This window comes from Shigella sp. SIG6 (genome assembly GCF_053555815.1).
Genome location: NZ_JBQZXC010000039.1, coordinates 1 through 15,257 on the forward strand (window position 1 = coordinate 1; position 15,257 = coordinate 15,257).

Here is a 15,257-nt window from a genome sequence, read left to right on the forward strand (position 1 = left end):
GGATTCTTACACAGCCACTGGATCGGTCAACTGATCCTTAACTGATCGGCATTCCCCCCCTTTGAGACTATTTTAGCCACCAGCAAGAAACGTCTATACTCGCAATTTACGCAGAACTTTTGACGAAAGGACGCCACTTCATTATGGCTCACCCTCATTTATTAGCGGAAAGAATTTCCCGCCTGAGCAGTTCGTTGGAAAAGGGGCTTTATGAACGTAGCCACGCCATCCGCTTGTGTTTATTAGCGGCATTAAGTGGTGAAAGTGTGTTCCTCCTTGGCCCGCCAGGTATTGCCAAAAGTTTGATCGCCCGGCGCTTAAAATTCGCCTTTCAGAATGCCCGCGCGTTTGAATATCTGATGACCCGCTTCTCCACGCCGGAAGAAGTTTTTGGTCCCCTTTCTATTCAGGCGCTAAAAGATGAAGGGCGCTATGAACGTTTAACCAGCGGTTACCTGCCGGAAGCAGAAATCGTCTTTCTGGATGAGATCTGGAAAGCGGGCCCGGCAATTCTTAATACCTTGCTCACCGCCATTAACGAGCGCCAGTTCCGCAACGGTGCACACGTAGAAAAAATCCCGATGCGTCTACTGGTGGCGGCCTCCAACGAGCTGCCGGAAGCAGACAGCAGTCTGGAAGCGTTATATGACCGCATGCTGATTCGTCTATGGTTAGATAAAGTGCAAGATAAAGCGAATTTCCGCTCCATGCTGACCAGTCAACAGGATGAAAACGACAATCCGGTTCCTGATGCCTTGCAGGTCACAGATGAAGAATATGAACGCTGGCAGAAAGAGATTGGTGAAATTACGCTGCCCGATCATGTATTTGAGCTGATTTTTATGCTGCGCCAGCAACTGGATAAATTACCGGATGCGCCTTATGTCTCGGATCGTCGCTGGAAAAAAGCGATCCGCTTATTGCAGGCCAGCGCCTTTTTTAGCGGTCGCAGTGCTGTTGCCCCGGTTGATCTCATTTTGCTGAAAGATTGCCTGTGGTATGACGCGCAAAGCCTGAATTTGATACAACAACAAATTGATGTATTGATGACCGGTCATGCCTGGCAACAGCAAGGGATGTTGACCCGCCTGGGCGCGATTGTGCAACGTCACCTGCAACTCCAACAGCAACAAAGCGATAAAACAGCCTTAACGTTAATTCGTCTGGGCGGCATTTTCAGCCGTCGTCAGCAGTATCAACTTCCTGTTAACGTTACTGCTTCCACTCTGACTCTGCTGCTGCAAAAACCGTTAAAACTGCATGATATGGAAGTGGTTCATATCTCCTTTGAGCGTAGCGCGCTGGAACAGTGGCTGAGTAAAGGTGGTGAAATTCGCGGCAAACTGAACGGTATCGGCTTTGCCCAGAAACTGAATCTGGAAGTTGATAGCACCCAACATCTTGTTGTACGCGATGTAAGTTTACAAGGCAGTACGCTGGCACTTCCCGGTTCATCGGCTGAAGGTCTGCCAGGTGAAATAAAACAACAACTGGAAGAGCTTGAAAGCGACTGGCGTAAGCAACACGCTTTATTCAGCGAACAGCAAAAATGTCTGTTTATCCCTGGCGACTGGTTAGGTCGCATTGAAGCCAGCCTACAGGATGTCGGTGCACAGATTCGCCAGGCACAACAATGCTAACGCTGGATACGCTTAATGTGATGCTGGCCGTCAGCGAAGAGGGATTGATCGAAGAGATGATCATCGCACTGCTGGCCTCACCGCAGCTGGCGGTCTTCTTTGAAAAATTCCCACGACTGAAGGCGGCAATCACTGATGATGTTCCCCGCTGGCGTGAGGCGCTGCGCAGTCGGCTGAAAGATGCCCGAGTCCCGCCGGAACTCACCGAAGAGGTGATGTGCTATCAGCAAAGCCAGCTCCTCTCCACGCCGCAGTTTATTGTGCAGCTACCACAGATCCTGGACTTACTGCATCGTCTGAATTCCCCATGGGCAGAACAAGCCCGGCAGTTGGTTGATGCTAACAGCACAATAACTTCAGCGTTACATACGCTTTTTCTCCAGCGTTGGCGTTTAAGTCTGATCGTGCAAGCAACGACGTTAAATCAACAGCTATTAGAAGAAGAACGCGAACAACTGTTAAGTGAAGTTCAGGAACGCATGACGCTGAGCGGACAACTTGAACCGATTCTCGCAGATAACAATACCGCAGCTGGTCGTCTGTGGGATATGAGCGCCGGTCAGCTTAAACGTGGCGACTATCAGTTGATTGTGAAATACGGTGAATTTCTTAACGAACAGCCGGAACTGAAACGCCTGGCAGAGCAGCTGGGGCGTTCTCGGGAAGCCAAATCAATACCGCGCAACGATGCGCAGATGGAAACCTTCCGCACCATGGTGCGCGAACCGGCGACGGTTCCTGAGCAGGTTGATGGTCTGCAACAAAGCGATGATATTTTACGTCTCCTGCCGCCAGAACTGGCGACACTAGGGATAACGGAACTGGAGTATGAGTTTTACCGTCGGCTGGTGGAAAAACAGTTGCTCACCTATCGCCTGCACGGTGAGTCGTGGCGTGAAAAAGTGCTCGAACGTCCGGTGGTACATAAAGATTACGATGAACAGCCGCGCGGGCCGTTTATTGTCTGTGTGGATACTTCCGGCTCAATGGGCGGCTTTAATGAACAGTGTGCGAAAGCGTTCTGCCTGGCTTTGATGCGCATTGCTCTCGCTGAAAACCGGCGCTGTTATATTATGCTATTTTCCACCGAGATCGTCCGTTATGAGCTTTCAGGCCCACAAGGCATCGAACAAGCAATCCGTTTTTTAAGCCAGCAGTTTCGTGGCGGCACCGATCTTGCCAGTTGTTTTCGCGCCATTATGGAACGCTTGCAAAGCAGAGAATGGTTTGATGCCGATGCGGTGGTGATTTCTGATTTTATCGCTCAGCGGTTGCCTGACGACGTGACGAGTAAAGTGAAAGAGCTGCAGCGGGTACATCAGCATCGCTTTCATGCCGTGGCGATGTCGGCACACGGCAAACCCGGCATCATGCGCATTTTCGATCATATCTGGCGCTTTGATACCGGGATGCGAAGCCGCCTGCTCAGACGCTGGCGGCGATAAATTATTACAGCAGAGAAGGGACGCTCTCGCGAACAGCAGCTGGCCATACTCCACACTGAACCTGGCCGATATGCGGCAGTTGCAGCAGCAGCATAGTCAAACGAGACTGGCCGATACCGCCGCCGATGGTCTGCGGCATTTCACCGCGCAGCAGCGCCTGATGCCATTCCAGCTGCAGACGATCTTCATCACCGGTCAGCGCCAGCTGATGCTTCAGCGTGTCGGCATCCACGCGGATCCCCATGGAAGAAAGCTCAAACGCATCTTCCAGTACCGGGTTCCACACCAGAATATCGCCGTTCAGGCCCGCATGGCCCAGCTCTGACGGGGTGCTCCAGTCATCATAATCCGGTGCGCGCACGTCGTGACGATGACCATCACTCAACTTGCCGCCAATCCCGACGAGGAATACCGCGCCAAGATCTTTCGCAATCGCCCGCTCACGCCCTTTGGCATCGAGATCCGGATAACGAGACAGTAACTCCTGGCTGTGTACGAAGTGAATCTGATCCGGCAGGAACGGTGCCAGGCCAAACTCTTCGTTAACCGCAGCTTCGGTTGCTTTAATTCCCGCCCAGATCGCCTCTACCGTGCTTTTCAGAGTCGAGAATTGACGCTCACCGTCGCCCATTACGCGTTCCCAGTCCCACTGGTCAACATAGACCGAGTGCAACGGAGAAAGACGGTCTTCATCGGGGCGAAGGGCTTTCATGTGCGTGTACAGCCCTTCGCCCGCGCTGAAGTCGTGTTGCCCTAAGGTCTGACGTTTCCACTTCGCCAGTGAATGAACCACTTCGAACTGGGCATCAGGCAGAGCTTTCACTTTTACCTGCACCGCTTTTTCACAGCCCGACAAGTTATCCTGCGTGCCATCCCCCACACGGCTAAGAATCGGCGCCTGGACTTCGATCAGCCCCAGACGTTCTTCCAGTTGGCGAGAAAAGTGAGATTTCACGAAGCTAATTTGGCGTTGTTTGGCAATGTAAGCGGTTTTCATTTTTTATACTCCTGCGTCCTGTTGCTTATGATTAAGCAACAAAAACCGACACACATGCAATAATCATTCAATAAAAATCCTAACACACTTTTGATTCATTAAAAAAGAAGGCTAAAATAGAATGAATCATCAAATCTGCATAAGAAAATCCTATGGAAAATTATCTGATCGACAATCTGGACCGTGGCATCCTGGAAGCATTAATGGGCAATGCGCGCACCGCTTACGCCGAACTGGCGAAACAATTTGGCGTCAGTCCGGGGACGATTCACGTTCGAGTAGAGAAAATGAAGCAGGCGGGGATCATTACCGGGGCGCGTATTGATGTCAGCCCGAAGCAGCTCGGTTATGACGTAGGCTGCTTTATCGGCATTATATTAAAGAGCGCCAAAGACTACCCTTCCGCGCTGGCAAAGCTGGAAAGCCTTGATGAAGTCACTGAAGCCTATTACACAACCGGCCACTACAGCATCTTTATAAAAGTTATGTGCCGTTCGATCGACGCTCTCCAGCATGTACTTATCAACAAGATCCAAACAATTGATGAAATTCAGTCCACCGAGACATTGATCGTCCTGCAAAACCCGATCATGCGTACCATCAAGCCCTGATCGGCTTTTTTAATCCCATACTTTTCCACAGGTAGATCCCAACGCGTTCACAGCGTACAATACGCCACTCTTAATAAAGGTGGCGGTTTATGGCAGATATCACTCTTATCAGCGGCAGCACCCTCGGCGGTGCCGAATATGTAGCAGAACACCTGGCTGAAAAGCTGGAAGAGGCGGGTTTTACCACCGAAACGCTGCACGGTCCGCTGTTGGAAGATTTATCTGCCTCGGGGATCTGGCTGGTTATCAGCTCCACCCACGGTGCCGGAGATATTCCGGACAACCTTTCTCCTTTCTATGAAGCATTGCAGGAACAGAAGCCCGATCTTTCTGCGGTCCGCTTTGGCGCAATCGGTATTGGCAGTCGTGAATATGACACCTTTTGTGGGGCTATCGATAAACTCGAGGCAGAACTCAAAAATTCCGGTGCAAAACAGACAGGCGAAACACTGAAGATCAACATTCTTGATCACGACATTCCGGAAGATCCGGCAGAAGAATGGCTGGGATCGTGGATTAATTTACTCAAATAAGTATACAGATCGTGCGATCTACTGTGGATAACTCTGTCAGGAAGCTTGGATCAACCGGTAGTTATCCAAAGAACAACCGTTGTTCAGTTTTTGAGTTGTGTATAACCCCTCATTCTGATCCCAGCTTATACGGTCCAGGATCACCGATCATTCACAGTTAATGATCCTTTCCAGGTTGTTGATCTTAAAAGTCGGATCCTTGTTATCCACAGGGCAGTGCGATCCTAATAAGAGATCACAATAGAACAGATCTCTAAATAAATAGATCTTCTTTTTAATACCCAGGATCCCAGGTCTTTCTCAAGCCGACAAAGTTGAGTAGAATCCACGGCCCGGGCTTCAATCCATTTTCATACCGCGTTATGCGAGGCAATCACCATGTTTTATCCGGATCCTTTTGACGTCATCATCATTGGCGGGGGTCATGCAGGCACCGAGGCCGCGATGGCTGCGGCGCGTATGGGTCAACAGACTCTGCTTTTGACACACAATATCGACACTCTGGGGCAGATGAGCTGCAACCCGGCGATCGGCGGTATTGGGAAGGGACATCTGGTAAAAGAAGTGGATGCACTCGGCGGTCTGATGGCGAAAGCGATCGATCAAGCGGGTATCCAGTTTAGGATACTAAACGCAAGCAAAGGACCGGCGGTTCGCGCTACCCGAGCTCAGGCGGATCGTGTGCGCTACCGTCAGGCGGTACGTACGGCGCTGGAGAACCAACCGAACCTGATGATCTTCCAGCAGGCGGTTGAAGATCTTATTGTCGAAAACGATCGCGTGGTCGGTGCTGTTACCCAAATGGGACTGAAGTTCCGTGCCAAAGCTGTGGTGCTCACCGTTGGGACGTTCCTCGACGGCAAAATTCATATCGGTCTGGATAATTACAGCGGTGGCCGTGCTGGCGATCCGCCATCCATTCCGCTCTCTCGCCGTTTGCGTGAACTGCCGCTGCGCGTTGGTCGTCTGAAAACCGGTACTCCGCCGCGTATTGATGCTCGAACCATCGACTTTAGCGTGCTGGCGCAACAGCATGGCGATAACCCAATGCCGGTATTCTCGTTTATGGGCAATGCGTCCCAGCATCCCCAGCAGGTGCCGTGTTATATCACTCATACCAACGAGAAAACCCATGATGTGATCCGCAGTAACCTCGATCGTAGCCCAATGTATGCAGGGGTGATCGAAGGTGTCGGCCCACGCTACTGCCCGTCGATCGAAGACAAAGTCATGCGCTTCGCAGACAGAAATCAGCATCAGATCTTCCTTGAACCGGAAGGACTGACCTCTAATGAAATTTATCCGAACGGTATCTCCACCAGCCTGCCGTTCGATGTGCAGATGCAAATCGTCCGCTCTATGCAGGGGATGGAAAACGCGAAGATCGTGCGTCCGGGTTATGCCATTGAGTATGACTTCTTCGATCCTCGCGACCTGAAACCGACGCTGGAGAGCAAGTTTATCCAGGGGCTGTTCTTTGCTGGTCAGATTAACGGCACTACCGGTTACGAAGAAGCCGCTGCGCAAGGTTTGCTGGCCGGTCTTAACGCTGCCCGTCTGTCTGCTGACAAAGAAGGTTGGGCTCCGGCACGTTCTCAGGCGTATCTCGGCGTACTGGTTGATGACCTGTGCACTTTAGGAACCAAAGAACCGTATCGTATGTTTACTTCGCGCGCAGAATATCGTCTGATGCTGCGCGAAGATAATGCGGATCTGCGTTTGACTGAAATCGGTCGTGAACTGGGCCTGGTGGATGACGAACGTTGGGTGCGCTTTAACGAGAAACTTGAGAATATCGAGCGTGAGCGTCAGCGTCTGAAATCGACCTGGGTAACCCCGTCGGCGGAAGCTGCAGCCGAAGTGAATGCTCACCTGACTGCGCCGCTTTCCCGTGAAGCCAGTGGTGAAGATCTGCTGCGTCGTCCGGAAATGACTTATGAAAAATTAACCACGCTGACGCCGTTTGCCCCTGCGTTGACAGACGAACAGGCGGCGGAACAGGTTGAGATTCAGGTTAAATACGAAGGTTATATCGCGCGCCAGCAAGATGAGATCGAAAAGCAGCTGCGTAACGAGAACACCCTGCTACCCGCGACACTGGATTACCGGCAGGTATCCGGTCTTTCTAACGAAGTGATCGCCAAACTTAACGATTACAAACCGGCCTCTATCGGCCAGGCTTCGCGTATTTCTGGCGTCACGCCTGCGGCCATCTCCATTCTGCTGGTGTGGCTGAAAAAACAGGGTATGCTGCGTCGTAGCGCATAACGCATTAAAAATGCCTGGTAAGCACCTGCTTACCAGGCAACGCATCAAGAACAGGTAATCACCGTGCTCAACAAACTCTCCTTACTGCTGAAAGACGCAGGTATTTCGCTTACTGATCACCAGAAAAACCAGCTTATTGCCTACGTGAATATGCTGCATAAATGGAACAAAGCGTACAACCTGACTTCGGTCCGCGATCCTAATGAGATGCTGGTACGCCATATTCTCGATAGCATTGTGGTGGCACCGTATCTGCAAGGTGAACGGTTTATCGATGTCGGCACCGGACCTGGACTGCCAGGCATTCCACTCTCTATCGTGCGTCCTGAAGCCCATTTCACTCTGTTGGATAGCCTTGGTAAACGCGTGCGTTTCCTTCGTCAGGTGCAACATGAGCTTAAACTGGAGAATATTGAACCAGTACAGAGCAGGGTAGAAGAGTTTCCTTCAGAGCCGCCATTTGATGGCGTAATTAGCCGCGCTTTTGCCTCTCTGAACGATATGGTGAGCTGGTGCCACCAGCTTCCTGGTGAGCAAGGCCGTTTCTACGCGCTGAAAGGGCAAATGCCGGAAGATGAAATCGCTTTGTTGCCCGAAGAATATCAGGTCGAATCAGTGGTTAAACTTCAGGTTCCAGCCCTGGATGGCGAACGTCATCTGGTGGTGATTAAAGCAAATAAAATTTAATTTTTATCAAAAAAATCATAAAAAATTGACCGGTTAGACTGTTAACAACAACCAGGTTTTCTACTGATATAACTGGTTACATTTAACGCAACGTTCACTCTTTTGCATCAACAAGATAATGTGGCTTTTTTTGGTAAGCAGAAAATAAGTCATTAGTGAAAATATCAGTCTGCTAAAAATCGGCGCTAAGAACCATCATTGGCTGTTAAAACATTATTAAAAATGTCAATGGGTGGTTTTTGTTGTGTAAATGTCATTTATTAAAACAGTATCTGTTTTTAGACTGAAATATCATAAACTTGCAAAGGCATCATTTGCCAAGTAAATAAATATGCTGTGCGCGAACATGCGCAATATGTGATCTGAAGCACGCTTTATCACCAGTGTTTACGCGTTATTTACAGTTTTTCATGATCGAACAGGGGTAGCGGAAAAGTCGCAATTGTATGCACTGGAAAAATATTTAAACATTTATTCACCTTTTGGCTACTTATTGTTTGAAATCACGGGGGCGCACCGTATAATTTGACCGCTTTTTGATGCTTGACTCTAAGCCTTAAAGAAAGTTTTATACGACACGCGGCATACCTCGAAGGGAGCAGGAGTGAAAAACGTGATGTCTGTGTCGCTCGTGAGTCGAAACGTTGCTCGGAAGCTTCTGCTCGTTCAGTTACTGGTGGTGATAGCAAGTGGATTGCTGTTCAGCCTCAAAGACCCCTTCTGGGGCGTCTCTGCAATAAGCGGGGGCCTGGCAGTCTTTCTGCCTAACGTTTTGTTTATGATATTTGCCTGGCGTCACCAGGCGCATACACCAGCGAAAGGCCGGGTTGCTTGGACATTCGCATTTGGCGAAGCTTTCAAAGTTCTGGCGATGTTGGTGTTACTGGTGGTGGCGTTGGCGGTTTTAAAGGCGGTATTCTTGCCGCTGATCGTTACGTGGGTTTTGGTGCTGGTGGTTCAGATACTGGCACCGGCTGTAATTAACAACAAAGGGTAAAAGGCATCATGGCTTCAGAAAATATGACGCCGCAGGATTACATAGGACACCACCTGAATAACCTTCAGCTGGACCTGCGTACATTCTCGCTGGTGGATCCACAAAACCCCCCAGCCACCTTCTGGACAATCAATATTGACTCCATGTTCTTCTCGGTGGTGCTGGGTCTGTTGTTCCTGGTTTTATTCCGTAGCGTAGCCAAAAAGGCGACCAGCGGTGTGCCAGGTAAGTTTCAGACCGCGATTGAGCTGGTGATCGGCTTTGTTAATGGTAGCGTGAAAGACATGTACCATGGCAAAAGCAAGCTGATTGCTCCGCTGGCCCTGACGATCTTCGTCTGGGTATTCCTGATGAACCTGATGGATTTACTGCCTATCGACCTGCTTCCGTACATTGCTGAACATGTACTGGGTCTGCCTGCACTGCGTGTGGTTCCGTCTGCGGACGTGAACGTAACGCTGTCTATGGCACTGGGCGTATTTATCCTGATTCTGTTCTACAACATCAAAATGAAAGGCATCGGCGGCTTCACGAAAGAGTTGACGCTGCAGCCGTTCAATCACTGGGCGTTCATTCCTGTCAACTTAATCCTTGAAGGGGTAAGCCTGCTGTCCAAACCAGTTTCACTCGGTTTGCGACTGTTCGGTAACATGTATGCCGGTGAGCTGATTTTCATTCTGATTGCTGGTCTGTTGCCGTGGTGGTCACAGTGGATCCTGAATGTGCCGTGGGCCATTTTCCACATCCTGATCATTACGCTGCAAGCCTTCATCTTCATGGTTCTGACGATCGTCTATCTGTCGATGGCGTCTGAAGAACATTAATTTACCAACACTACTACGTTTTAACTGAAACAAACTGGAGACTGTCATGGAAAACCTGAATATGGATCTGCTGTACATGGCTGCCGCTGTGATGATGGGTCTGGCGGCAATCGGTGCTGCGATCGGTATCGGCATCCTCGGGGGTAAATTCCTGGAAGGCGCAGCGCGTCAACCTGATCTGATTCCTCTGCTGCGTACTCAGTTCTTTATCGTTATGGGTCTGGTGGATGCTATCCCGATGATCGCTGTAGGTCTGGGTCTGTACGTGATGTTCGCTGTCGCGTAGTAAGCGTTGCTTTTATTTAAAGAGCAATATCAGAACGTTAACTAAATAGAGGCATTGTGCTGTGAATCTTAACGCAACAATCCTCGGCCAGGCCATCGCGTTTGTCCTGTTCGTTCTGTTCTGCATGAAGTACGTATGGCCGCCATTAATGGCAGCCATCGAAAAACGTCAAAAAGAAATTGCTGACGGCCTTGCTTCCGCAGAACGAGCACATAAGGACCTTGACCTTGCAAAGGCCAGCGCGACCGACCAGCTGAAAAAAGCGAAAGCGGAAGCCCAGGTAATCATCGAGCAGGCGAACAAACGCCGCTCGCAGATTCTGGACGAAGCGAAAGCTGAGGCAGAACAGGAACGTACTAAAATCGTGGCCCAGGCGCAGGCAGAAATTGAAGCCGAGCGTAAACGTGCCCGTGAAGAGCTGCGTAAGCAAGTTGCTATCCTGGCTGTTGCTGGCGCCGAGAAGATCATCGAACGTTCCGTGGATGAAGCTGCTAACAGCGACATCGTGGATAAACTTGTCGCTGAACTGTAAGGAGGGAGGGGCTGATGTCTGAATTTATTACGGTAGCTCGCCCCTACGCCAAAGCAGCTTTTGACTTTGCCGTCGAACACCAAAGTGTAGAACGCTGGCAGGACATGCTGGCGTTTGCCGCCGAGGTAACCAAAAACGAACAAATGGCAGAGCTTCTCTCTGGCGCGCTTGCGCCAGAAACGCTCGCCGAGTCGTTTATCGCAGTTTGTGGTGAGCAACTGGACGAAAACGGTCAGAACCTGATTCGGGTAATGGCTGAAAATGGTCGTCTTAACGCGCTCCCGGATGTTCTGGAGCAGTTTATTCACCTTCGTGCCGTGAGTGAGGCTACCGCTGAGGTAGACGTCATTTCCGCTGCCGCACTGAGTGAACAACAGCTCGCGAAAATTTCTGCTGCGATGGAAAAACGTCTGTCACGCAAAGTTAAGCTGAATTGCAAAATCGATAAGTCTGTAATGGCAGGCGTTATCATCCGAGCGGGTGATATGGTCATTGATGGCAGCGTACGCGGTCGTCTTGAGCGCCTTGCAGACGTCTTGCAGTCTTAAGGGGACTGGAGCATGCAACTGAATTCCACCGAAATCAGCGAACTGATCAAGCAGCGCATTGCTCAGTTCAATGTTGTGAGTGAAGCTCACAACGAAGGTACTATTGTTTCTGTAAGTGACGGTGTTATCCGCATTCACGGCCTGGCCGATTGTATGCAGGGTGAAATGATCTCCCTGCCGGGTAACCGTTACGCTATCGCACTGAACCTCGAGCGCGACTCTGTAGGTGCGGTTGTTATGGGTCCGTACGCTGACCTTGCCGAAGGCATGAAAGTTAAGTGTACTGGCCGTATCCTGGAAGTTCCGGTTGGCCGTGGCCTGCTGGGCCGTGTGGTTAACACTCTGGGTGCACCAATCGACGGTAAAGGTCCGCTGGATCACGACGGCTTCTCTGCTGTAGAAGCAATCGCTCCGGGCGTTATCGAACGTCAGTCCGTAGATCAGCCGGTACAGACCGGTTATAAAGCCGTTGACTCCATGATCCCAATCGGTCGTGGTCAGCGTGAATTGATCATCGGTGACCGTCAGACAGGTAAAACCGCACTGGCTATCGATGCCATCATCAACCAGCGCGATTCCGGTATCAAATGTATCTATGTCGCTATCGGCCAGAAAGCGTCCACCATTTCTAACGTGGTACGTAAACTGGAAGAGCACGGCGCACTGGCTAACACCATCGTTGTGGTAGCAACCGCGTCTGAATCCGCTGCACTGCAATACCTGGCACCGTATGCCGGTTGCGCAATGGGCGAATACTTCCGTGACCGCGGTGAAGATGCGCTGATCATTTACGATGACCTGTCTAAACAGGCTGTTGCTTACCGTCAGATCTCCCTGCTGCTCCGTCGTCCGCCAGGACGTGAAGCATTCCCGGGCGACGTTTTCTACCTCCACTCTCGTCTGCTGGAGCGTGCTGCACGTGTTAACGCCGAATACGTTGAAGCCTTCACCAAAGGTGAAGTGAAAGGGAAAACCGGTTCTCTGACCGCACTGCCGATTATCGAAACTCAGGCGGGTGACGTTTCTGCGTTCGTTCCGACCAACGTAATCTCCATTACCGATGGTCAGATCTTCCTGGAAACCAACCTGTTCAACGCCGGTATTCGTCCTGCGGTTAACCCGGGTATTTCCGTATCCCGTGTTGGTGGTGCAGCACAGACCAAGATCATGAAAAAACTGTCCGGTGGTATCCGTACCGCTCTGGCACAGTATCGTGAACTGGCAGCGTTCTCTCAGTTTGCATCCGACCTTGACGATGCAACACGTAAGCAGCTTGACCACGGTCAGAAAGTGACCGAACTGCTGAAACAGAAACAGTATGCGCCGATGTCCGTTGCGCAGCAGTCTCTGGTTCTGTTCGCAGCAGAACGTGGTTACCTGGCGGATGTTGAACTGTCGAAAATTGGCAGCTTCGAAGCCGCTCTGCTGGCTTACGTCGACCGTGATCACGCTCCGTTGATGCAAGAGATCAACCAGACCGGTGGCTACAACGACGAAATCGAAGGCAAGCTGAAAGGCATCCTCGATTCCTTCAAAGCAACCCAATCCTGGTAACGTCTGGCGGCTTGCCTTAGGGCAGGCCGCAAGGCATTGAGGAGAAGCTCATGGCCGGCGCAAAAGAGATACGTAGTAAGATCGCAAGCGTCCAGAACACGCAAAAGATCACTAAAGCGATGGAGATGGTCGCCGCTTCCAAAATGCGTAAATCGCAGGATCGCATGGCGGCCAGCCGTCCTTATGCAGAAACCATGCGCAAAGTGATTGGTCACCTTGCACACGGTAATCTGGAATATAAGCACCCTTACCTGGAAGACCGCGACGTTAAACGCGTGGGCTACCTGGTGGTGTCGACCGACCGTGGTTTGTGCGGTGGTTTGAACATTAACCTGTTCAAAAAACTGCTGGCGGAAATGAAGACCTGGACCGACAAAGGCGTTCAATGCGACCTCGCAATGATCGGCTCGAAAGGCGTGTCGTTCTTCAACTCCGTGGGCGGCAATGTTGTTGCCCAGGTCACCGGCATGGGGGATAACCCTTCCCTGTCCGAACTGATCGGTCCGGTAAAAGTGATGTTGCAGGCCTACGACGAAGGCCGTCTGGACAAGCTTTACATTGTCAGCAACAAATTTATTAACACCATGTCTCAGGTTCCGACCATCAGCCAGCTGCTGCCGTTACCGGCATCAGATGATGATGATCTGAAACATAAATCCTGGGATTACCTGTACGAACCCGATCCGAAGGCGTTGCTGGATACCCTGCTGCGTCGTTATGTCGAATCTCAGGTTTATCAGGGCGTGGTTGAAAACCTGGCCAGCGAGCAGGCCGCCCGTATGGTGGCGATGAAAGCCGCGACCGACAATGGCGGCAGCCTGATTAAAGAGCTGCAGTTGGTATACAACAAAGCTCGTCAGGCCAGCATTACTCAGGAACTCACCGAGATCGTCTCGGGGGCCGCCGCGGTTTAAACAGGTTATTTCGTAGAGGATTTAAGATGGCTACTGGAAAGATTGTCCAGGTAATCGGCGCCGTAGTTGACGTCGAATTCCCTCAGGATGCCGTACCGCGCGTGTACGATGCTCTTGAGGTGCAAAATGGTAATGAGCGTCTGGTGCTGGAAGTTCAGCAGCAGCTCGGCGGCGGTATCGTGCGTACCATCGCAATGGGTTCCTCCGACGGTCTGCGTCGCGGTCTGGATGTAAAAGACCTCGAACACCCGATCGAAGTCCCGGTAGGTAAAGCGACTCTGGGCCGTATCATGAACGTACTGGGTGAACCGGTCGACATGAAAGGCGAGATCGGTGAAGAAGAGCGTTGGGCGATTCACCGCGCAGCACCTTCCTACGAAGAGCTGTCAAACTCTCAGGAACTGCTGGAAACCGGTATCAAAGTTATCGACCTGATGTGTCCGTTCGCTAAGGGCGGTAAAGTTGGTCTGTTCGGTGGTGCGGGTGTAGGTAAAACCGTAAACATGATGGAGCTCATTCGTAACATCGCGATCGAGCACTCCGGTTACTCTGTGTTTGCGGGCGTAGGTGAACGTACTCGTGAGGGTAACGACTTCTACCACGAAATGACCGACTCCAACGTTATCGACAAAGTATCCCTGGTGTATGGCCAGATGAACGAGCCGCCGGGAAACCGTCTGCGCGTTGCTCTGACCGGTCTGACCATGGCTGAGAAATTCCGTGACGAAGGTCGTGACGTTCTGCTGTTCGTTGACAACATCTATCGTTACACCCTGGCCGGTACGGAAGTATCCGCACTGCTGGGCCGTATGCCTTCAGCGGTAGGTTATCAGCCGACCCTGGCGGAAGAGATGGGCGTTCTGCAGGAACGTATCACCTCCACCAAAACTGGTTCTATCACCTCCGTACAGGCGGTATACGTACCTGCGGATGACTTGACTGACCCGTCTCCGGCAACCACCTTTGCGCACCTTGACGCAACCGTGGTACTGAGCCGTCAGATCGCGTCTCTGGGTATCTACCCGGCCGTTGACCCGCTGGACTCCACCAGCCGTCAGCTGGACCCGCTGGTGGTTGGTCAGGAACACTACGACACCGCGCGTGGCGTTCAGTCCATCCTGCAACGTTATCAGGAACTGAAAGACATCATCGCCATCCTGGGTATGGATGAACTGTCTGAAGAAGACAAACTGGTGGTAGCGCGTGCTCGTAAGATCCAGCGCTTCCTGTCCCAGCCGTTCTTCGTGGCAGAAGTATTCACCGGTTCTCCGGGTAAATACGTCTCCCTGAAAGACACCATCCGTGGCTTTAAAGGCATCATGGAAGGCGAATACGATCACCTGCCGGAGCAGGCGTTCTACATGGTCGGTTCCATCGAAGAAGCTGTGGAAAAAGCCAAAAAACTTTAACGCCTTAATCGG

The 15,257-nt window shown here is 51.3% G+C and carries 15 protein-coding genes; 14 read left to right on the top strand and 1 reads right to left on the bottom strand.

All coding sequences use genetic code 11. The features are described from left to right. The first annotated feature begins 143 nt into the window (after positions 1 to 143). Both ravA and viaA read left to right on the top strand, forming a co-directional pair. Positions 144 to 1,640, top strand: a complete 1,497-nt coding sequence (gene ravA / locus ACUU1M_RS09000; protein ID WP_005071724.1) for an ATPase RavA — start codon at positions 144 to 146, stop codon at positions 1,638 to 1,640. Further along, positions 1,634 to 3,085 (top strand): ATPase RavA stimulator ViaA, encoded by a 1,452-nt coding sequence (viaA, locus tag ACUU1M_RS09005; protein ID WP_000956647.1) that lies wholly within the window; start codon positions 1,634 to 1,636, stop codon positions 3,083 to 3,085. The genes ravA and viaA overlap by 7 nt, the downstream gene beginning before the upstream one ends. 4 nt (positions 3,086 to 3,089) lie before the next feature. Here viaA and asnA read toward each other — a convergent pair whose 3' ends face one another. Then, entirely contained in the window at positions 3,090 to 4,082 is a 993-nt protein-coding gene (gene asnA, locus ACUU1M_RS09010) for an aspartate--ammonia ligase (RefSeq protein WP_000845095.1), read from the bottom strand. A 152-nt stretch (positions 4,083 to 4,234) separates the two neighbouring features. Between asnA and asnC the strand changes: the two genes are divergently transcribed. The 12 genes from asnC (at position 4,235) to atpD (ending at position 15,245) form a co-directional block, all read left to right on the top strand. After that, positions 4,235 to 4,693, top strand: coding sequence for a transcriptional regulator AsnC (gene asnC / locus ACUU1M_RS09015; protein WP_000432970.1), 459 nt, complete (start codon positions 4,235 to 4,237; stop codon positions 4,691 to 4,693). Between the two features lie 89 nt (positions 4,694 to 4,782). Then, positions 4,783 to 5,226, top strand: coding sequence for an FMN-binding protein MioC (gene mioC, locus ACUU1M_RS09020; RefSeq protein WP_000763742.1), 444 nt, complete (start codon positions 4,783 to 4,785; stop codon positions 5,224 to 5,226). A gap of 378 nt (positions 5,227 to 5,604) precedes the next feature. Further along, positions 5,605 to 7,494: a tRNA uridine-5-carboxymethylaminomethyl(34) synthesis enzyme MnmG gene (gene mnmG, locus ACUU1M_RS09025; RefSeq protein WP_000499816.1), complete on the top strand. Its 1,890-nt coding sequence runs from the start codon at positions 5,605 to 5,607 to the stop codon at positions 7,492 to 7,494. 63 nt (positions 7,495 to 7,557) lie between these two features. After that, positions 7,558 to 8,181, top strand: a complete 624-nt coding sequence (rsmG, locus tag ACUU1M_RS09030; protein WP_000932843.1) for a 16S rRNA (guanine(527)-N(7))-methyltransferase RsmG — start codon at positions 7,558 to 7,560, stop codon at positions 8,179 to 8,181. Between the two features lie 616 nt (positions 8,182 to 8,797). Further along, the gene (gene atpI / locus ACUU1M_RS09035) at positions 8,798 to 9,178 is read left to right on the top strand and encodes a F0F1 ATP synthase subunit I (RefSeq protein ID WP_000116695.1); all 381 of its coding nucleotides are present in this window, start codon (positions 8,798 to 8,800) and stop codon (positions 9,176 to 9,178) included. 8 nt (positions 9,179 to 9,186) lie between these two features. Then, positions 9,187 to 10,002, top strand: a complete 816-nt coding sequence (gene atpB, locus ACUU1M_RS09040; protein ID WP_000135623.1) for a F0F1 ATP synthase subunit A — start codon at positions 9,187 to 9,189, stop codon at positions 10,000 to 10,002. 46 nt (positions 10,003 to 10,048) lie between these two features. Next, positions 10,049 to 10,288, top strand: a complete 240-nt coding sequence (atpE, locus tag ACUU1M_RS09045; protein WP_000429386.1) for a F0F1 ATP synthase subunit C — start codon at positions 10,049 to 10,051, stop codon at positions 10,286 to 10,288. A gap of 61 nt (positions 10,289 to 10,349) precedes the next feature. Beyond that, positions 10,350 to 10,820: a F0F1 ATP synthase subunit B gene (gene atpF, locus ACUU1M_RS09050; RefSeq protein ID WP_001052219.1), complete on the top strand. Its 471-nt coding sequence runs from the start codon at positions 10,350 to 10,352 to the stop codon at positions 10,818 to 10,820. Positions 10,821 to 10,834: 14 nt separating this feature from the next. Continuing rightward, on the top strand, positions 10,835 to 11,368 hold the full coding sequence (atpH, locus tag ACUU1M_RS09055; protein WP_001288587.1) for a F0F1 ATP synthase subunit delta: 534 nt from the start codon (positions 10,835 to 10,837) through the stop codon (positions 11,366 to 11,368). 12 nt (positions 11,369 to 11,380) lie between these two features. Further along, complete coding sequence (atpA, locus tag ACUU1M_RS09060) at positions 11,381 to 12,922, top strand: F0F1 ATP synthase subunit alpha (RefSeq protein ID WP_001176745.1); 1,542 nt, start codon at positions 11,381 to 11,383, stop codon at positions 12,920 to 12,922. A 50-nt stretch (positions 12,923 to 12,972) separates the two neighbouring features. Beyond that, on the top strand, positions 12,973 to 13,836 hold the full coding sequence (gene atpG, locus ACUU1M_RS09065) for a F0F1 ATP synthase subunit gamma (RefSeq protein WP_000896498.1): 864 nt from the start codon (positions 12,973 to 12,975) through the stop codon (positions 13,834 to 13,836). A 26-nt stretch (positions 13,837 to 13,862) separates the two neighbouring features. Then, on the top strand, positions 13,863 to 15,245 hold the full coding sequence (atpD, locus tag ACUU1M_RS09070; RefSeq protein WP_000190506.1) for a F0F1 ATP synthase subunit beta: 1,383 nt from the start codon (positions 13,863 to 13,865) through the stop codon (positions 15,243 to 15,245). Positions 15,246 to 15,257 lie beyond the last annotated feature (12 nt).

Excerpts from the sequence above, each read along its gene's own strand:
- asnA (WP_000845095.1), bottom strand. The coding sequence starts at position 4,082 with ATGAAAACCGCTTACATTGCCAAACAACGCCAAATTAGCTTCGTGAAA.
- atpB (WP_000135623.1), top strand. The coding sequence starts at position 9,187 with ATGGCTTCAGAAAATATGACGCCGCAGGATTACATAGGACACCACCTG.
- atpI (WP_000116695.1), top strand. The coding sequence starts at position 8,798 with ATGTCTGTGTCGCTCGTGAGTCGAAACGTTGCTCGGAAGCTTCTGCTC.
- mnmG (WP_000499816.1), top strand. The coding sequence starts at position 5,605 with ATGTTTTATCCGGATCCTTTTGACGTCATCATCATTGGCGGGGGTCAT.
- atpD (WP_000190506.1), top strand. The coding sequence starts at position 13,863 with ATGGCTACTGGAAAGATTGTCCAGGTAATCGGCGCCGTAGTTGACGTC.
- atpA (WP_001176745.1), top strand. The coding sequence starts at position 11,381 with ATGCAACTGAATTCCACCGAAATCAGCGAACTGATCAAGCAGCGCATT.
- ravA (WP_005071724.1), top strand. The coding sequence starts at position 144 with ATGGCTCACCCTCATTTATTAGCGGAAAGAATTTCCCGCCTGAGCAGT.
- mioC (WP_000763742.1), top strand. The coding sequence starts at position 4,783 with ATGGCAGATATCACTCTTATCAGCGGCAGCACCCTCGGCGGTGCCGAA.
- atpG (WP_000896498.1), top strand. The coding sequence starts at position 12,973 with ATGGCCGGCGCAAAAGAGATACGTAGTAAGATCGCAAGCGTCCAGAAC.
- atpH (WP_001288587.1), top strand. The coding sequence starts at position 10,835 with ATGTCTGAATTTATTACGGTAGCTCGCCCCTACGCCAAAGCAGCTTTT.
- viaA (WP_000956647.1), top strand. The coding sequence starts at position 1,634 with ATGCTAACGCTGGATACGCTTAATGTGATGCTGGCCGTCAGCGAAGAG.
- atpE (WP_000429386.1), top strand. The coding sequence starts at position 10,049 with ATGGAAAACCTGAATATGGATCTGCTGTACATGGCTGCCGCTGTGATG.
- asnC (WP_000432970.1), top strand. The coding sequence starts at position 4,235 with ATGGAAAATTATCTGATCGACAATCTGGACCGTGGCATCCTGGAAGCA.